8 protein-coding genes are annotated in these 18,214 nt (G+C 68.8%); 6 read left to right on the plus strand and 2 right to left on the minus strand.

All coding sequences use genetic code 11. From position 1 onward, the window contains the following. Positions 1–26: 26 nt before the first annotated feature. The gene (locus tag WME90_RS05775) at positions 27–986 is read right to left on the minus strand and encodes a response regulator (RefSeq protein ID WP_437280065.1); all 960 of its coding nucleotides are present in this window, start codon (positions 984–986) and stop codon (positions 27–29) included. A gap of 330 nt (positions 987–1,316) precedes the next feature. Between WME90_RS05775 and WME90_RS05780 the strand changes: the two genes are divergently transcribed. The 4 genes from WME90_RS05780 to WME90_RS05795 all read left to right on the plus strand — a co-directional run bounded on the left by WME90_RS05780 (position 1,317) and on the right by WME90_RS05795 (position 11,601). Then, a complete protein-coding gene (locus WME90_RS05780) occupies positions 1,317–7,355 on the plus strand; it encodes a protein kinase domain-containing protein (protein ID WP_437280066.1) in 6,039 nt (2,012 codons plus the stop codon). A 466-nt stretch (positions 7,356–7,821) separates the two neighbouring features. Continuing rightward, positions 7,822–9,399, plus strand: a complete 1,578-nt coding sequence (locus WME90_RS05785; protein ID WP_437280067.1) for a protein kinase domain-containing protein — start codon at positions 7,822–7,824, stop codon at positions 9,397–9,399. 31 nt (positions 9,400–9,430) lie between these two features. Further along, positions 9,431–10,564, plus strand: a complete 1,134-nt coding sequence (locus WME90_RS05790) for a tetratricopeptide repeat protein (RefSeq protein ID WP_437280068.1) — start codon at positions 9,431–9,433, stop codon at positions 10,562–10,564. Between the two features lie 26 nt (positions 10,565–10,590). After that, a complete protein-coding gene (locus WME90_RS05795; RefSeq protein WP_437280069.1) occupies positions 10,591–11,601 on the plus strand; it encodes a hypothetical protein in 1,011 nt (336 codons plus the stop codon). A 155-nt stretch (positions 11,602–11,756) separates the two neighbouring features. Here the strand turns inward: WME90_RS05795 and WME90_RS05800 are convergent, their stop codons facing one another. Beyond that, entirely contained in the window at positions 11,757–14,198 is a 2,442-nt protein-coding gene (locus tag WME90_RS05800) for an alpha-glucuronidase family glycosyl hydrolase (protein WP_437280070.1), read from the minus strand. A gap of 567 nt (positions 14,199–14,765) precedes the next feature. Here WME90_RS05800 and WME90_RS05805 point away from each other — a divergent pair. Together WME90_RS05805 and WME90_RS05810 are read left to right on the plus strand one after the other, a co-directional pair. Beyond that, positions 14,766–15,707: a class I SAM-dependent methyltransferase gene (locus tag WME90_RS05805; RefSeq protein ID WP_437280071.1), complete on the plus strand. Its 942-nt coding sequence runs from the start codon at positions 14,766–14,768 to the stop codon at positions 15,705–15,707. A gap of 590 nt (positions 15,708–16,297) precedes the next feature. Further along, complete coding sequence (locus WME90_RS05810; RefSeq protein ID WP_437280072.1) at positions 16,298–18,103, plus strand: glucuronyl esterase domain-containing protein; 1,806 nt, start codon at positions 16,298–16,300, stop codon at positions 18,101–18,103. The last annotated feature ends 111 nt before the right edge of the window (positions 18,104–18,214 follow it).

The following is an 18,214-nucleotide window of genomic DNA, read 5'->3' on the forward strand; positions in this document are numbered from 1 at the left end:
CGGGAGCCTCCGGCAGAGCAGACGCACTACCCTCGATGACGGGAGACGTGCATTGCGACGGCGATGCCGTCCTGGAGCGTGGCCTTCGTGACGACGCCTTGCAGCGGTGCGTCGAGGTGCACGAGCGTCCGGGCCACCTCCGGACCTATCCCGGTGATCACCGTGCGCGCCCCCAGGAGCCGCAGGCCGCTGGCAGCAGCGAGGAGCATGGTGGCGACGCTCTCGTCCACACGTTTGAGGCCCGTGATATCGATGATCACGAACTCGGCGCCTCGGCTGCTGGCGCCGTGGAGCATCGCATGGTTGGCCTGCTGAGCCCGGTCGCTGTCCATCGTACCGATGAGCGGCATGACCAGGATGCGATCCGTGATCGGAATGAGCGGCGTGGAGAGCTCGAGGAGCCGGCCGCGCTGCGCGGCGATGATCTGCTCGTGCAGCGCCGTCCTCTCCGCGTTCGCGTGCCCCTTCTCGACGAGCTCGCGCTCGAGCCCCTCCTTGGCCTCGCGCAGCTCGTCGGTACGGGTCATGAGCTCGACGAGCAGCGCCTCGCGCGCGGCCTCGACGGCGACGCGCTGCCGAACCTCCGACTCCAGGCTCGCATTTTTCTCCTGCAACGCTCGCGTCATGCGCCTTACGGCGATGTGCGGGCGTATCCGCGCGAGGAGCTCCTCGGTATCGAAGGGCTTGCTTATGTAATCCACGGCGCCCGCCTTCAACCCTTGCAGCCGGTGCTCCCGATTGTTCAAGGCGGTCATGAAGACGATCTGAGTGTCGGCGGTCTGCGGGTTGGCCTTCAGGCGCCTGCACACCCCGAAACCGTCGATATCTGGCAACATGACGTCGAGGAGGACGAGATCCGGCTGCTCGCGCTCGATCAGGCTGATCGCCATGCTGCCATCCGTGGCGACGGCGAGGTCCAGGTGCTCGCTCGACAATGCGTCGAGGAGCGTGTCGAGGTTGGCGGGATTGTCGTCGACCGCGACCACGAAACCATTGAATTGCGTCAAATCGTGCCCCCAGTGCCTGAAAAACGCAGGGTGGACCCTATCAAGGAGCGTGACGACTGTAAAGGGCCACGCGTGCAGCGGCGCTCCGGGGAGCGCGGCTTCGACGATCCCTGCATGTGCTCAGAGACGTATCTGTAACTTGCTTCACGTCGACAATCCCAGGATAGATAGAACTGTACGTGTGCCAACGTGTACGGCGTTGCGCAACGCTGGTCACGATCTGGAAACGGCGCACCCGGGTGCGCTCGCGCACGTGCGCGGGGTGCGCGAATGTGGCAGTCGCGAAGCGTCTTTCACAATTGCATTGACTTGTGTCGGTCTGCCCAGGCTAGTTTAACGCACACTCGGCTATCGTGCCGCGGTGCAGGTGCACGGGAGGGGTTCGGCATGGAACTGTCGGAGTATGCACTGAGGGATATCGCATACGAGGGAAGCGAGACGCGCGTCTGTCGCGCGGTGCATGTCCCCTCGGGCGCGCAGGTGGCGATCAAGTTCCCGCTCGCCGAGGTGCCCAACCCGCGGGTCATGGGGCGACTGGTCCACGAGCATCAAGTGCTCCGGCAACTCGCGGACGTGCCCGGCGTGGCGCGCGTGCACGCGTTCGAGCAGCGGGACGGCACGGCGGCGCTGGTGCTCGAAAACCCTGGAGCGAGCTCGCTCGATCAGGTGCTCGCCAAGCACGGTCGTCTGCCGGTCGCGGCCGGGCTGCGGTTCGGGAGACGCCTTGCTCGGGTGCTCGAGGGCGTACACGCCGCCGGCGTGATGCACAAGGACGTCAAACCGCAGAACCTGCTCGTGGATGACACGTACGAGCAGGTCACCCTGCTCGACTTCGGCATCGCCTCGCTGCTGTCCCAGGAAGCGACCGAGGCGAGCATTCCCGAGGCGCTGGAAGGGACCCTGGCGTATATCTCGCCAGAGCAAACGGGGCGCACGGCGCGTGCGCTCGATACGCGCACGGATCTCTATTCGCTGGGCGTGACGCTCTTCGAGGTGCTATCGGGGCGGCGGCCCTTCACGGACCGCGATCCGCTCTCGCTGGTGCACGCGCACCTGGCCAAGAGCCCTCCTCCGCTCGACGCGGTCGCGCCGGAGGTGCCGAGCGCCGTGTCGGCGATCATATCGAAGCTCCTGGCGAAGGACCCGGAGCGGCGGTACCAGACCGCCAGAGGCGCGGCCGAGGATCTGGAGGAGGCGCTCCGCGCGCTCCACGAGCGTGGTACGGCGGAGCCCTTTTCGCTTGGAAGGAAGGACTTCTCACGGAAGCTGCGGTTGCCGCACGTGCTCGTGGGAAGGGAGCAGGACGTCGAGCGGGTAGGCGAGTCGTTCGCCCGCGCCGAGCGAGGCGCGGCGGAGCTCCTGCTCGTCGGAGGGCCGTCGGGCATCGGCAAAACGGCGCTGGTGCGCACGGTCTACCACGACATCGCGAAGGCGGGGCGCGGCCTCTTGATCGCAGGAAAACACGACCAGCTCGCGCGGTCGACGCCGTTCGCCGCGATAGCCCAGGCGTTCGGTGGGCTGATGCGTCAATGGATCTCGAGCCCGAAGACGGTGCTGGAGACCTGGCAGGATCGGATCCGGAGCGAGGTCGGGGACAACGCGCGGCTGATCGCGGATGTCGTGCCGGAGCTCGACCTCGTCATGGGCAAGCTGCCGCCGGTGCCGCCGGTGGAGGGCGAGCAGGTGCTCAATCGGCAGAAGTTGACGTGGCTGAACTTCGTTCGAACCGTCACGACGCCGAACCCGCCGCTCGTCATGTTCCTGGACGACATGCAGTGGGCAGACAGCGCCACGCTGATCATCCTGCAGACGCTGCTGACGGACGTGGAGCGAAGGTCGCTGCTGGTGATCGCCGCCTACCGTGACAACGAGACGCCGCCCGAGCATCCGCTGTGGAAGCTCGTGGAGGCCGTGGAGGCGAGCGATGCCAAGGTATCCAGGCTGACGGTCGGCCCCCTGTCCGAAGAGCAGGTGCAAAAGTGGCTTTCGCGCACGCTCGAGAGCGAGCCGAGGCGCGTGGAGCCGCTCGCGCGTGTGCAGTGGCAAAAGACGCGAGGAAACCCGTTCTTCCTGGAGCAACTGCTGTTCTCCCTGCACCGGCAGAGGCTCCTTGTGAGGGACGCGGAGAGCGGGGAATGGCAATGGGATCAAGCGAGCCTGGAGCGAGCGCAGATCACCGACAACGTGGTGGCGCTCTTGACGGACAAAGTTCGGGAGATGCCGGACGCGACGCAGCAGCTCATGGGGCTCGCGGCGTGCGCGGGGCACACGTTCCACCTCCACGACCTGGAGCGATTGAGCGGGTGGGAGCCCGCCCGGGTGACGGGAGCGTTATGGCCGGCGCTCCAGGAGGAGCTGGTCGTGCCGGTCGATGGGGCTTATCGCCCGGCGCAGGCGCTCGGGGGGGTGGGCGACGGAGCGCTGGACGCCGCGTACCGGTTCTTGCACGACCGCGTGCAGCAGGCGAGCTACGAGCGGATCTCGCCGGAGCAGCGCGTCCTCGCGCACCTCGAGATCGGCCGGCGGCTCTGGGCGCGGTATCGAGCAGAAGGGGGCACGGCGCAGCAGCTCCTGGAGCTCGCGCGGCACATGAACCAGGGTTCGGCGCGGATCTCGTCCGTGGAAGAGCTCGATGACGTCGCGCGGATGAATCTGGAGGCCGCCCGCGTCGCGAAGGCCGCGAGCTCCCACCGATTGATGGCCAGCCTGCTGGAGAACGCGCGGGCGCTCCTCGGCGAGCGAGCCGCCGACGAACAGCGAGCGCTGTCGGTGGAGATAGCGCTGGAGCGCCTCGAGGCGGCCTATCTGTTGCGAGATTTCGAGGACGTCGAAGCGCGTGCGCTCGGCTTGCTCGCGAGGCCTCTCGGGGCGGTGCCCTGGCTGTCGGCGCAGGAGATCCGAGTCCGTTGCTGCCTGGCGACGGGCCAGTATGCGCGCGGAATCGGGCTTGGCATCGCGGCGCTCGCGGAGCGGGGTTTCTCCTTCCCCGAGACGGACGAAGCGTGTCAGCCGGCGCTCCTCGAGGAGTCGGCCACGCTGGATCGATGGCTGGAGCAGGACCTCGGCGCGTTCGATCGAATGCCGCCCGAGCAGTCCCCGGAGCACCGGCTCATCGATGCCCTGATGACGCAGACGCAGCTCTGCTCCATCTACGGCGGCCGGCCGATGCTCTACACGCTCATCATCGTTCGCCTGGTCTCCGAGGCGGTGCGGCGGGGGGCCCTCACGCCGGCGGCCACCCTCATGCTCTGCAGCTTCGCCAATGTGTGGTCGGTGGCCACGGGCATGTACCGCCGCGTCTTGCGCTGGGTCGAGCCCGGGGTGCGCGCCGCGGAGCGCGTGGGGTCCCCGATGCTCCCCGAGTGCCTGGTGCTCCACGGCATCTACATGGTCTATTCCAGGCCTGTCGACGAGACGGCTGCCCTCTATGAACGAGGCATGGCGGCCGGCCTGAAGATCGGCTCGTTCCAGGGCACGAGCTGGGGCCTCCTCGCCGAGCTGTTCTATCACCGCGTCTGGCGTGGCCTGCCGCTCGGCCAGGTCGACGCGCAGGTCAAGGCTCGCTGGGATCTCGTGCAGCGCGCGGGGGACGCCGTGGGGAGGCACCACTTCGAGGCGATCGCGTCCTATTGTGAGGTGCTGATGACCCCTGAGGGCGCCCCGAAGCTCCTGAACGACGAGCCGTTGTCGCGAGGGTCGCAGTCCCTCCTGGCCGACGGGGACGGGTTCACGGGAGGGCTCGCTCGTACCCTGGAAGCCTATCTGTTCTGTGTCACCGGGAGGTGGGAGCGAGCGCTGTCGCGGGCGCGCGAGGCAGACAAGTTTCGCGCAGACATCCTTGGCATGCCGCCGGTGACGGATATCCCGTTCTTCCTCGCGCTCTCGGCGGCGAAGTGCTGGCACGACGCCGCCGGCGCCGAGGAGCAGGCGCGGCTGCGGGAGCACATCGAGCGCGGCCTCGAGCGCCTGCGCTACTTCGCGGAAGGTTGTGCGCCGAACTTCGTCCACAAGCTGCGCCTCGTCGAGGCCGAATACGCCCGCGTCCTCGGCGAGGCCGAAGAGGCCATCGCCAGGTACGACGAGGCCATCGAGCTCGCGCGCGAGCACCGCTTCCTGCACATCGAGGCGCTCTCGATCCAGCTCGCCGCCGAGTTCCGACTGCAAGCGGGCAAGAGGCACATCGGCGCCATGTACCTGCGCGAGGCTCGCGACGCCCATGCGCGCTGGGGTGCGGTCAACCTGGTCGCCCATCTGAACGCGAAATACCCTGCCTTGCTCAAGGCGGCCGTGCAGGGGGCGCCTGTCGAGCGCACGATGATGGCGGCGGCGACCACGGCGACCACGGGCGCCTCCACGGGCGCGAGCCTCGACGTGAACACCGCGGTGCGCGCGGCGCAGGCGCTCTCGAGCGAGCGCGATCCGGAGCGCGTCGTGGGCCGGCTGATGGAGCTCGTGCTGGCGAACGCGGGGGCGCAGCGCGGCGCCCTCGTGCTCCGCGAAGGGGAGGCGCTCTCCGTCGTGGCGCGGCTGTCGGTGGAGGGGGCTCGCATCGAGACGGGGCTGTCGGAGCCGCTCGGGCAAAGCCGCGACGTGCCGGCGACCATGGTGCAGTATGCGGCCCGCACGGGCGAGCCGGTGGTGACAGGCGACGCGACGAGCGAGGCGCGCTTCGCCGCCGACCCTTACCTCGCGGCGCGCGTGGTGCTCTCGCTGCTGGCGCTGCCCTTGACGCACAGGGGCCATCTCGTGGGCGTGCTGTACCTCGAGCACCGCGACGTGCCGTCGGCGTTCCCTCCTGCGCGCGTGGAGTTCCTGTCGGTGCTGGCCTCGCAGGCGGCCATCGCCGTCGAGAATGCCGTTCTGTACCGGGACCTGGAGTCCAAGATCAAGGAGCGTACGGCCGAGCTCCAGGTCGCCAAGGAGGCGGCCGATCGAGCGAACCGGGCGAAGAGCGATTTCCTCTCGAGCATGAGCCACGAGCTGCGCACGCCGCTCAACGGCATCCTCGGTTATGCGCAGGTCCTCGCTCGCGCGCCCGAGCTCTCCGTGAAGAGCCGTGATGGGGTGCAGGTCATCAAGAAATCGGGCGAGCACCTCCTTTCATTGCTGGAAGACGTGCTGGACCTCGCCAAGATCGAGGCCGGCAAGATGGATCTCGTCTCGAAGAGGTTCGATGTCCAAGCCCTGGTGCGCACGGTGGTGGATCTGTGCCGCGTACGCGCGGACCAGAAGGGCATCGCCTTCACCCATGAGATGCGCGGTGTGACGACGTCTGCGTTCTATGGCGACGAGAAGCGCCTGACGCAGGTGCTGTTGAACCTCCTGAGCAACGCCATCAAGTTCACCGAGCGAGGGAGCATCGCGCTCGTCATTGACGAGCTGAAGCGCGGCCCCGACGAAGGGAGCACGTTGCGGTTCCGGGTCGAGGATACCGGCCCCGGGATCGCCCCGGAGCACGTCTCGCGCATCTTCGATCCGTTCGAGCAAGTCGGAGATCACAAGGCGAAAAGCGCCGGCACGGGGCTCGGCCTCGCCATCACAAAGAAGATCGTCGACCAGATGGGCGGCACGATCGAAGTCGAGAGTGAGCTCGGCCGAGGCAGCGCCTTCACGGTGACGCTCGCGCTCGCGGAGGGGCCTGCCTCCGCGCTCGCCGACAAAGCGCTCGGGTGGCATACGATCACCGGGTATCGCGGAGAGCGCCGCACGATCCTCGTGGTGGATGACAACCCGCACAACCGCGCCCTGATGAGCGATCTGCTGGTGCCGATCGGCTTCGATGTCGTGGAGGCCGAAGACGGTGAGGCGGCGCTCCGGCTGGCCCTGGAGCGGAGGCCGGCGCTCGTCGTGATGGACCTTGTCATGCCGGGCATGGACGGCCGTGAGGCGACGCGCCGCATGCGGCAGGTGCCCGAGCTCGGCGAGGTCGTCATCCTGATCTCGTCGGCGAACGTATCCGGAGCCGAACAGCAGGAGGGCGCCTGCGCCGGTTGGAACGACACCTTGCACAAGCCCGTGCAAGCGGGCGCGCTCTTCGACTGTATCCAGCGCTTCCTTGGCGTGGAGTGGATTCGTGCCGAGGAGAAGGCCCCTGTCACGGCGGCGAGGGAGAATGGTCCGCTGGTGCCGCCTTCGGCCGAGGAGCTTGCCCTTCTATCGCGGCTGGTGGCGTCGGGGCGCGTCCGGAACGTGGTGGCGGAGGCGGTGCGAATGGAGGAAATCGACCCGCGACTCGGCCCGTGGCTCGATCAGCTCAGGGGGCTCGTACGGACGTACCAGCTGCGGAAGCTGCAAGAGTTCGTCGATGGATGTGCCACACGCACGGCCCTGCACGGCGAGAGCGCCTAGGGCACCGATCACGTTGAAGTCCCGAAGAAACCAACGGAAGGGAAGAGTAACCGCAAGGGGCGCAAGGGGAAGACAAAAACTATCTCGTCTCTGGTCCCTTGCGCCCCTTGCGCCCTTGCGGTTTCTATCTTTCTCGCATTCCTGGTCCCTGGAGCTCGCTTCCCGGCAGAGCGGTCGGGCTTCGCAATTCATTGAATTCAGGCAACTTTCAACCTGTTCGGTACTCTAGCGAGCTCCGACGCGCTAACGAGCTCGTCAGGGCAGGCGCGCCGCCAAGGGGGGCAGGGAGGCCGCTCCGGCACGACCGGGGGGTCCTGCGTTCCTCACATTCTCGCACCGTTGCATACCGCCCCGCGTGACGGCCGTACGAGGTGCTGCTCCCCGCGTCGGCTCGACCACACGAAGCTTCGCGTCCCGCCCGGGATTCGGTATCCTCTCGACTCCCCCCTCGGGAGGTGTCCGGCGTATGAGGTTCGAGAAAGACGTCCTTCTGGCCGGCAAGTTCCGCCTCGAGCGAGAGCTATCGCACGGCGGGATGGGCTCGATCTGGGTGGCGCAGCACGTCCAGCTCGGCACGCTCGTCGCGGTCAAGTTCATGCGCCACGCGTATTCGGAGCTGCCGGTGCTCCGGGCGCGCTTCGAGCGGGAGGCGCGCGCCGCCGCGCAGCTCAAGAGCCCTCATATCGTGCAGGTCCACGACTTCGGCTTCGAGGAGGAGGACGAGGTGCCCTACCTCGTCATGGAGCTCCTGCAAGGCGAGGATCTCAGCAAGCGCCTCCAGCGCTGCGGCCGCATCTCGCTCCCGGAGACGCTGCACATCGCCGTCCAGGCCGGGAAGGCGCTCCGCAGCGTCCATGAAGCGGGGTACGTGCACCGCGACCTCAAGCCCGCCAACTTCTTCCTGGCGCGCGTCGACGGCGAGGACGGCGAGATCGTGAAGCTGCTCGACTTCGGGATCGCGAAGGACGTCTCGGCGGCGCTCGCGGCCGACATCTCGTCCACGGGCGAGGTGATGGGCTCGCCCAATTACATGAGCCCGGAGCAGTTCTATGGCGAACGGGACGTGGACGCGCGCAGCGATCTCTGGTCGCTCGGGGTCATCCTGTTCAAGATGCTCACGGGGCAGCTGCCGTTCCCGGGCGACGCGATCGGGCGCGTGGTCACGAAGGTGATCCTCGGCTCGGTGCCGTCGGCGCGCGAGCTCGCCCCCGATCTGCCGAGCGGCATCGACGCGTTCTTCGCGCGGGCGCTGGCGCGCGATCGGGACGAGCGGTTCCAGAACGTGCGCGAGATGATCAACGAGCTCGCGCGCGTCGCGGGCGCGCCGCCCTTCTTTTCGCTCGGGGGGGACACCTCGCTGGGCACCGGGTGGTCACGGCGGGGCTCCGGCGGGGAGCCAGGGCTCGCCGACCCCGGCTCCGCGCCGGTGGCGCAGGTGACGACGATGCCCATCCAGCGGCGCTCGGAGCCGAACGATGTCCGTGCCTCGACGCCGAACCCGGCATCCTTGCCGGGCACGTTGACCGGCGCGATCAACCTGTCGGCGCCGCACACGGGGCGCGCTGCCATCGCGCGGGTCGCGGGGCGCGTCGCCGTCGGGGCGACGATCGCCGTCGTGGGGGTCGGCCTGTTCGTCGCCACGCTCAAAAGCGCATCGACCGACGGTGACCAGACCACGACCCAGGCGTCCGCGGCCGCATCAGCGCCCGCGCCCGCCGTGCCTTCGGGCGGCGCGCCGGCCGGGCTCGCCACGGCCCCCGCGATCGCGAGCGCTCCCGAGGCGCCCACCGCGGCGACGCCTGCGGTGGTGCCTGCCCCGCTGCCGCTCGACCCGGGCGCGGGCGCGCCGAGCGCCGCTTCCCCGGCGCTGGCACAGGCATCACCCGCGCCCTCTGTCCCCTCCAGCGCGGCGGCGCGAAGCGCCGCGCCCGCGCGCCCCACGTCCCCGGCCACCGCGCGGACCGCGTCGACACCGGCGCCGCGCAAGGCGCTGCCGGCTCCTCGCAAGAAGTCCGGCGGGAGCAGGCCGGACTGGGGGCTCTAGCCGGGTGGCTCCGCGTCCCCAGAGAGCAAGAATGCGCTTCCGAGCGGCGGTGATGGGTGTGCTCCTCCTGGTGACTCTCGCCGGCGCGGAGGCGTCAGCGCAGGCGCCTCCGCCGTCGGCGAAGGCGCGACAGGCGGCCGTCGGGTACGCCAACCAGGGGTGGACGGCCTACCGAGCGCGCCGGTACCGGGAAGCGCTCCAGGCCTTCCGCCGAGCCGAGGCCACGGTGCACGCGCCGACCTTCCTGATCATGGTCGCGCGCTCCTGCCACAAGCTCGGCCGCCTGACCGAGGCGCGCTCGGTCTACCAGGTCATCGTCGACGAACAGCTCCCGGCCGACGCCTCGCAGGCGTTCCGGCAGGCTCAGGCCGAGGCGAGGACGGAGCTCGAGGCCGTCTCGTCGCGCATCCCCACCGTGGAGATCACCGTGACGGGCGCGGGCTCGGGGGGCGTGCAGGTGGCGCTCGGCGGGCTGGACGTGCCGCTGTCGACGCCCGTCGCGCGCGATCCGGGCAGCCACACGCTCGCCGTGGGCGCGCCTGGACGACGCGGGCTGACGAAGGAGATCGTCCTCAAGGAGGGGATGAGGGCCAGGGTCGAGGTCGATCTGGCGGCCGGAAAGGTGCGGATCGAGAGCGACGGGACCGGGCGCGGCGCGGGCGGCGAGCCGCAGCCGCTCGGCCCTGGGCAGGGTGCGGCCGACGGCAGCGCCCAGGAGGCCGGCGAGCCGCTCGGCCCTGGGCAGGCAACGGCCGACGGCAGCGCCCAGGAGGGCGCCGACGCGGCGGATGGACGCCCGCGCTCACGCAGCACCGCGGTCGTGGTCGCGGGGCTCGCCGTGACCGCCGCGGGGACGGGGCTCGGCACCGCGTTCGTGCTCCTCTCGAACGGGAAGGCGAGCTCGCAGTCGCGCCTCCTGGGGCCGACCTGCACGGACCCCGCGCGCTGCCCTGGGCTCGACCTGCGCGAGTACAACGACCTGGGACACGCCAAGGCAGACCTCGCGAACGCGGCGGTCTGGAGCTTCCTGGCCGCGGGCGCGGCGGGGCTCGGCACGGTGGCGTACGTCCTGATGACAGGACAGCCCGACGCGCGGGACGCGACGGCAACCGGCCTGTCGGTGATCCCCGTGCCGGGCGGGCTCGTGCTCAGCAAGCGCTGGTGAGGTTTCCGAGGAGAGGGATCTTCCCGATGGTGCGCATCGTATCTTGGAGGTGGATGGGCCGGGCGCTCTCGATGATCGTCCCGCTTGTCGCGCTCAGCGGAGGTAGCTGCATCTTTTTCAGCTACGAGGATGTCGTCGCCAGCGCGGGCGGAACGGGCGGAACGGGCGAAACGAGCGGCAGCGCCGGCGGCACCGTGGAGCCTTGCGGGCAGGGGGATGGCGGCTGCGGCGGGGCGCCCCCGGAGGGCTGCGATGGGCCGGGGAGCCATATCTCGACGTGCCTTGTCGATGATGGCTTGCTCGCGCGGTACTTCCTCGACGCGTACGGCACGGATGGCAAGCTCGTCGATTCGGGCCCGGAGCCGGGGCTCTCGCTCGACGTGGTGTCGGACGGAGAGAGGCTCAACCTGCAAGGCGAGGCGGGGCGCGTGGGCATCTGGTGGAACAACCTGGGTGGCAACGCGCGCGTGGAGGCCGCGTTTCCGTCCACCGCCACGCCCCCGAGCAAGCTCCTCGTCTCGAAGGCGGCGCTCACGCTCGAGACCGTGGTGAGCGTGACGGCCGCGGCGGTCGAGGGCGTGCCGGCTCGCATTCTGTACCTCGGGACCGATACCGGAGAGTTCGGGAAGTACTCGCTGAGCGCGGGCGACCCCGACGGGATGGGAAACCGAGAGCTGCAGTTCCACATCTACGCCGACTCCAAGACGCAGTTCGTGGGTCAGTGGTTCGTCCCCCTCGAGGCGCTGGAGCGGCCGTGCGTCCTGCACCTCGTGCTGAACGCCGCCGAGGGCGTCGTCGATCTCTACGTGAACGGCGAGGTGCAAACGAATGCGATCCCGGATCGGCCGCCCGCCGACTATGTCTTCACGTGGGCGGAGCCCACGTGGTATCTCGTGCTCGGAAACACGCGGAAGGGAGGGCGCTCTCTCCGCGGCTCGATCCAGTATGCCGCGTTGTACGGCAAGCCGCTGACCCTCGCGCAGGTGAAAGAAAACGCCGCGACGCTGGCGAAGAGCGACGACGGCCCCGGGATATGACGAGGATGCCGCCCGGCGAGCGCTCGTCCTTGGGCGATGCGGTGTTATGGCGGGGAGTCAGCGAGATCCAGAGGATGCTGCGCGCTTGACAGTCGCAGGGTCGTGAAGAGCGCCAGCAGGCGGCGGGTCGGACCGAGCCGGCCCGCGGCTCTCACTCACTGGAGGATGGCCGGCGACGGATTCCCCGTATAGACCTGCGAGCAGCGGGGCTTTTTCACGTCGGACGGGCAGCGGAGCCCCTGATAGAAGCTCAGCGTGTTCGCCAGGGGGGAGTAGCCGCTCGGGACCTGGAGCTTCGACACCGAGCCGAAGTAGGCGAGGCACGCGTCGCGCCACCAGCGCGCCTCGTAGTGCTGGATCTCCAGGAAGTCGCTCACGTCAGCGAAGCGCTTGCCATCGATGCGGCCCTCGACGGCCTTCCATGTCTCTCGCATGACGCCCACCTCATCGACGCCCTGGCTGTAGCGATGGACGAGCTCCTCCCAGACCGTCCTCCCCGAGCTCAGCTGGTCTTTCCAGCCGACGTGGTGGAAGAAGAGCACCAGATCGTCCGGCACCGTGTCCCGGCTCCCGAACTTCTGTCCTACCTGCGCGGCGTACTGGGCAACGGCGTTGCTGCCCGACGAGGAGCGGTTGAAGCCGATGCCGTTCGCGTCCGCCTTGTGATAGTAAACCGGGTTCCACTCGGCGCGGCTCAGGCTGTTCAGCCACGGCCCTGGCCCGTAGTGATGGTCGTTGCCCATGATGTGGACGAGGCCGAGGGGCGTCATGTAGTCGACGAGCGCCTGGCGGGACTTCATCATGATCTGAACGACCGGCTCGACGACGACGGGGTCGTTCGAGAAGGTCTGTCGGACCCACTCCTCGGCGATGCCCTCGGAGGAGAGGTCCGGGTTCCACGCCAGGCGTCCGAACACGTACCAGTTCGCCTGGTTCATCTGCGACCCGGTCCAGTTCGCGTCGTCACCGACGTTGGCGACGCCCGAGATCGCGGTCGTCGTGTACTTGTGGAGGGTGCCGTCGATGACCCGCGCCACGGTCGACCCCTCGCCGGCCGCGTAGGTGTCCGCCTTGAGGACCTCCTCGTAGAGCGGGCCGAGATAGGCGAGGTGCGTGTCTTCGCCGAGGTACTCCTTCGTGATCTGGAGCTCGAGGGCGAGGGGCGTCTTCGGCATGGCTCCGAAGAGGGGATGGAACGGCTCTCGGGGCTGGAAATCGAGGGGGCCGTTCTTGGCTTGCACGAGGACGTTGCTCTTGAATTTGCCGTCGAGAGGCTTGAACTCTTCGTAGGCCTGCTTGATGCGGTCCGGGGGGCTGGTGTCCGAGTAGACGAAGGCGCGCCAGATCACGATGCCCTCGTGCGGCGCGAGGGCGTCGGCGAGCATGTTGGCGCCGTCGGCGTGGGTCCGCCCGTAGTCCTGCGGCCCTGGCTGCCCCTCGGAGTTCGCCTTCACGAGGAAACCTCCGAAGTCGGGGATCTGCTTGTAGATCTCGTCGACCTTGTTCGTCCACCACTGCTTGACGCTGGAGTTCGTCGGATCGGCCGTGCTCAGGTTGCCGATCTCGACCGGCGCGCTGAAGCGGGCCGTGAGGTAGACCTTGATGCCATAAGGCCGGAAGACGTCGGCGAGCGCCTTGACCTTCGTGAGGTACGACGGCGTCAGGACCTGCGCGTTGGCGTTCACGTTCGTCAGCACCGTCCCGTTGATGCCGATGGATGCGTTGGCCCTCGCGTAGTCCTTGTAGCGGGGAGAGAGCGTGCCGGGCAGCGCGCTCCAGTCCCAGATGGATCGGCCCGCGTAGCCGCGCTCCACGCTGCGATCGAGGTTGTCCCAGTGGTTCAGGATGCGATGGGCGATCTTGGGAGAGCCGCTGAGCGACAGCTTCGCGAGGCCGCTGTGGCTCTGGAGGTGCCGGAGGAGCGCGAAGGTGCCATAGAGCACGCCCACCTCGGTGTTGCCTGCCACGGCGATCACCGGCTGGCCTCCGACGTCCGCGGCCTCGACGAGGTAACCCTCGGGGCCCAGGGATCCGAGGCGCGCTGCGAGCGGCAGGTCCTTGATGACAGCCGCGGTGGCCGTCCCGATCACCACGGCGCCCGGGCCCTCGACGGCCGCGCCCGCCTCGACGGCTCCGCCCGTCAAGCCGCTCAGCCCTTTGACGAGCTCGGCCTCGGCGACGTCGAGGCTCGCGCCGGTCCCCGACTTGACCACGCGCTTGAAAGCCGCCTGATACTCCGCGAGGCGCCCCGGAATCGGCACCTTCGGGTACCTGAGCCAGAGGTCAGCGCCGTTCTCGTCCGGCAGGGACTCCGGCGGGACGTACTCCTCGTCGGAGCCCGACATCCCGCCCGTGCTCCCCGTCGATGATCCCGTGTCGTCGCCGCCTTGACCGACCGAGGCGCCGCCGCCCGTGCCGCCGCTGGTGCTGCCCGTGCCGGCGCCCGGGCCCTGGCCCTGGCCGGAGCTCCCCGCCGAGCTGGAGCCGCCGCTGCCCGTCACCTCGTTCGGCTCATCGGTGCCGCTCGAGGAGCAGGCCCCCGAGAGCGCGGCGCTCAAGAGCCCGACGACGAGGAGCGGTACCCTCAGGATCTTCATCGAACGAGGCCGTCCGGTGGGCGGTCGGCCCGGGCAGCTCGAGCTCTTGTTTTCCGAAGGAGGCATCATCTGAAACAGCCTTTCCGTGGAGGGGGGCCTGGGGGAATAGGGACCAACAGACTCGGGGATCTCGAGGGTGAATCGCGACGCCCGTCAAGGGCTAAACGCGCCGTGTAAGACCGCAACGCACCGTGGTTCCGCCGGTCCGTTGCCCCCATCGTGAGAGAACGTTTCTTGTGTGGTCGTGCGCGAAGTGTTCAACGTCCCTGAACTTTTGGCGGGGTCAGCGCAAGAAAACGGCAGAAGCGCGGACTGCAACGGCCAGTGACGTGATCAATGTGCCTTCCACTGGGAATGCTCACCCGATCGCGCTGCGGTCCAGTGTTCCCGACGGAGGATGACGCCGCGCGAACGGCTCGCGCACGACGACGCCGAGCCTTAGAGACCAGCGAGATCCGCGATGCACTTACTTACGAATCACTCCAAACTCCTCCTCGGAACCACGTTACTTCCGGCCGATCTGAACAGGTGGATGAAGTGGACAGCGCCGACGATCGAGCGACCGGAGTGACCGCTCCGCCTCCGGCCCTCGAGGCCAGCGACTACGGCTGGCTCGCCGGTTTCGAGGGCGACTGGCGCGACACCTGGTGGAACCGCGATTTCGTCGACCTCATCGCGCGCCGGCTCCGGCTCGACGAGGTGCGCGCGGCGGTCGATGTCGGCTGCGGCGTCGGGCACTGGGGCCGCACCCTCCTGCCCGTGCTCCACGGCGAGGCCACCCTGGTCGGCGTCGATCGCGAGCCGTCGTTCGTCGCGCGCGCCACGGCCGAGGCCGAGGCGCGCGGGGTCGCGGCGCGCGCGTCGTACCGGGAAGGCCTTGCCGAGGCCCTCCCGCTGCCCGACGCGAGCGTCGACCTCGCCACGTGCCAGACGGTCCTGATGCACGTCGCCGATCCGCTCCGCGTCCTGCGCGAGATGCGCCGCGTCCTCCGCCCCGGCGGCCTCCTGCTCGCGGTCGAGCCGAACAACTTCGCCGAGAAGGCCACCTCCCTGGTGACCGCGCCCGGCCTGTCGCGCGCCGACCGGCTCGCGCTGCTCGAGCTCGACGCCACCTGCCAGGACGGCAAGCGCGCGCTGGGGCAGGGCGACAGCTCCGTGGGCGAGCGGCTGCCAGGGCTGCTCCGCGAGGCAGGGCTCGGCGAGCTCCGCGTGTACCAGTCGGACAAGTGCGCGGCGCTCATCCCACCCTACGAGACGCCCGCGGAGCGCGCGGAGCTGCGCCAGGTGCTGGCGTGGATCGACGGCGGCGTCTGGCTTGGGACGGGCGGCACCCGCGACCAGACCCACGCCTGGTACCTGGCCGGCGGCGGCGATCCGGCGCAGTTCGAGCGTCTTTGGGCGATCGCCGCGCAGGAGACGCGCGCGTGGAAGCAGGCCGCGCTCGAGCGCACGCTCTGCGGGGCGTGCGGGGTGACGTTCTATCTGGTGTCGGGGCGCACGCCGGCGTGACACCCGGCTTCAATGTGGCTGTACTCATACGTGACAACCGTGACAACCGCAGCAACCGCAGCCGTAAACGCGGCAAGCTCGCGGAACAGCGGAACGCGCGACGCGCAACACGCAACACGCAACACGCAACACGCAACACGCAACACGAAGCCAACGATCTCGACACGACGATTTAAAAAGAGTCTTGACTTTGGGTCCCTGTCTGTATGAATGTTCTAATCCCCCTTGGCGTCCCAGGCCGGTAGTTGCCGGGCGCCGCGTCGGTCGCTGAATGTTGAGGGGCTGACTCGGGGGGAGATTGCTGCTCGGAGCACTCGCTCCTTGCAGCTGCGTGTCTTAGTTGCTCTTGCTTTCTCACGGTGCCCCGCCCCATCGCGGGGTATCCGCGTGTGAGTGTCTGTCCGACGAACACCGTGATTGCCAGGCATGTGGTCGGCACAGGTCCGCGGAGCGCCCGTGAACGGGCGCGCGCTGGCCGGGAAATTCGAACTCTAACCCATAGAACGGGGGGTTCGCAGGCGCTTCGCTGGTGCACGTATTCACCTCGAGCAGAGGCCTGCGACTCAGCCGTTCCGATCATGGAGAACCTTATGCGTACTGCTCACTTGCTTGGCTACATCTCCGCTTCGTTCGCGTTCGGTCTGCTCGCGTGCGCCGTCGAGCCCATCGAGGAAGAGGAGCTCGACACGCTCGACGCTGCTTTGGACAGCGCTGACGGCACGATGTCGGCGGATATAGCGCTCCAGTCGGACTGGGGGAGCGGCTACTGCGCGAACGTGACGGTGAAGAACAAGTCCCGCTCCCCGGCCACCACCGGCTGGAGCATGGTCGTCCGGCTCAACGGCTCGACGATGGCCAATTCGTGGAACGTGAGCGTCGCGTCTGCGAGCGGGCAGTTCACCGCGACGAACGTGAGCCACAACGGGGCGATCAACCAGAACGGCTCGACGACGTGGGGGTTCTGCGCGAACGGCACCGGACGGCCCACTGTCGCGTCGGTCACCGGCAGCGGGGGCATGGTCGTCGGCACGGGCGCATCCTCCTCGTCGAGCAGCAGCTCGAGCGCGTCGTCGAGCAGCAGCTCGAGCGCGTCGTCGAGCAGCGGCTCGGGCGGCTCGGGCGGCTCCGGCGGCGCGGGCGGCGCGGGCGGCTCCGGCGGCGCGGGTGGCTCCGGAGGCGCGGGCGGCTCCGGCGGCTCCGGCGGCTCCGGCGGCTCCGGCGGTGCCGGAGGGAGCACGGGTGCGGTCGAAGACAGCGGCACGAGCTGCCCCAAGCCGACGTTGCCTGCTGCCTCGTCTCTCCCGGTGTTCGAGACGCACCACGATCCGTTCCTGATGCTGAGCGGCTCGCGCATCACGAAGAAGTCGGAGTGGGCGTGCCGGCGCTCGGAGATCAAGGCGCAGGTCGAGCAGTACGAGTCCGGATCGAAGCCTGTGGTGTCCAAGGACAACGTCACGGGTCAGTTCTCGGCCAACAAGCTGACGGTCAACGTCAACGACGCAGGGAAGAGCGCCTCCTTCTCCATCAACATCAGCCGGCCTTCCGGGGCGCCTTCTGGTCCGATCCCGCTCGTCATCGGCATCGGTGGCAACAACCTCGACACCAGCGTGTTCACCCAGAACGGCGTCGCGATGGCCAACTTCGACAACAACGCGATGGGCGCTCAGAGCGGCGGCGGCTCGCGTGGGACGGGCACGTTCTACAACCTCTACGGCAGCTCTCACTCCGCCAGCTCGATGATCGCGTGGGCCTGGGGCGTGAGCCGGATCATCGACGCGCTGGAGAAGACGCCGGGGGCCAACATCGACCCGAAGCGCATCGCCGTGACGGGCTGCTCGCGCAACGGCAAGGGGGCCTTGACGGTGGGCGCGTTCGACGAGCGGATCGTGCTGACGATCCCTCAAGAGTCGGGCGCCGGAGGCTCGGCGAGCTGGCGCGTCTCGCAGGCGGGCGCCAACGCCGGGGAGAACGTGCAGACCCTGTCCAGCGCGGCCGGCGAGCAGCCGTGGTTCCGCGCGAACTTCGGCTCGACCTTCGGCAACAGGGTGACATCTTTGCCGTTCGATCATCACATGGTCATGGGGCTCGTCGCGCCGCGCGCGCTGCTCGTCATCGACAACCAGATCGACTGGCTCGGCATCGACAGCACGTTCACGGCGGGGTCGATCGCCCGCGAGATCTGGAAGGGGCTCGGGGTGCAGGACAAGATGGGCTACTGGCAGACCACCGGCCATAGCCACTGCGCGTTCCCGTCCTCGCAGAGGGCGGCCCTCGATGCGTACGTAAAGAAGTTCCTTGTCGGCGGCGGCACCGCGGACACCAACCTGCTCAAGGGCGACGGGGCGAGGGCCGATCTGGCCAAGTGGATGAAGTGGACGACGCCGACCCTCCAGTGATCACCCCGGCCGCCGTGCTCGCGCCCAGGAGGGGCGCGCCGACCGTGAAGCGCGACCGACCAGCCACGATGGAGAGCGTGACATGTCACGGTGAAGCGTGACATCCACCGT

Origin of the sequence: Sorangium sp. So ce375 (assembly GCF_051473855.1) — a bacterium.
GTDB lineage: Bacteria > Myxococcota_A > Polyangia > Polyangiales > Polyangiaceae > Sorangium.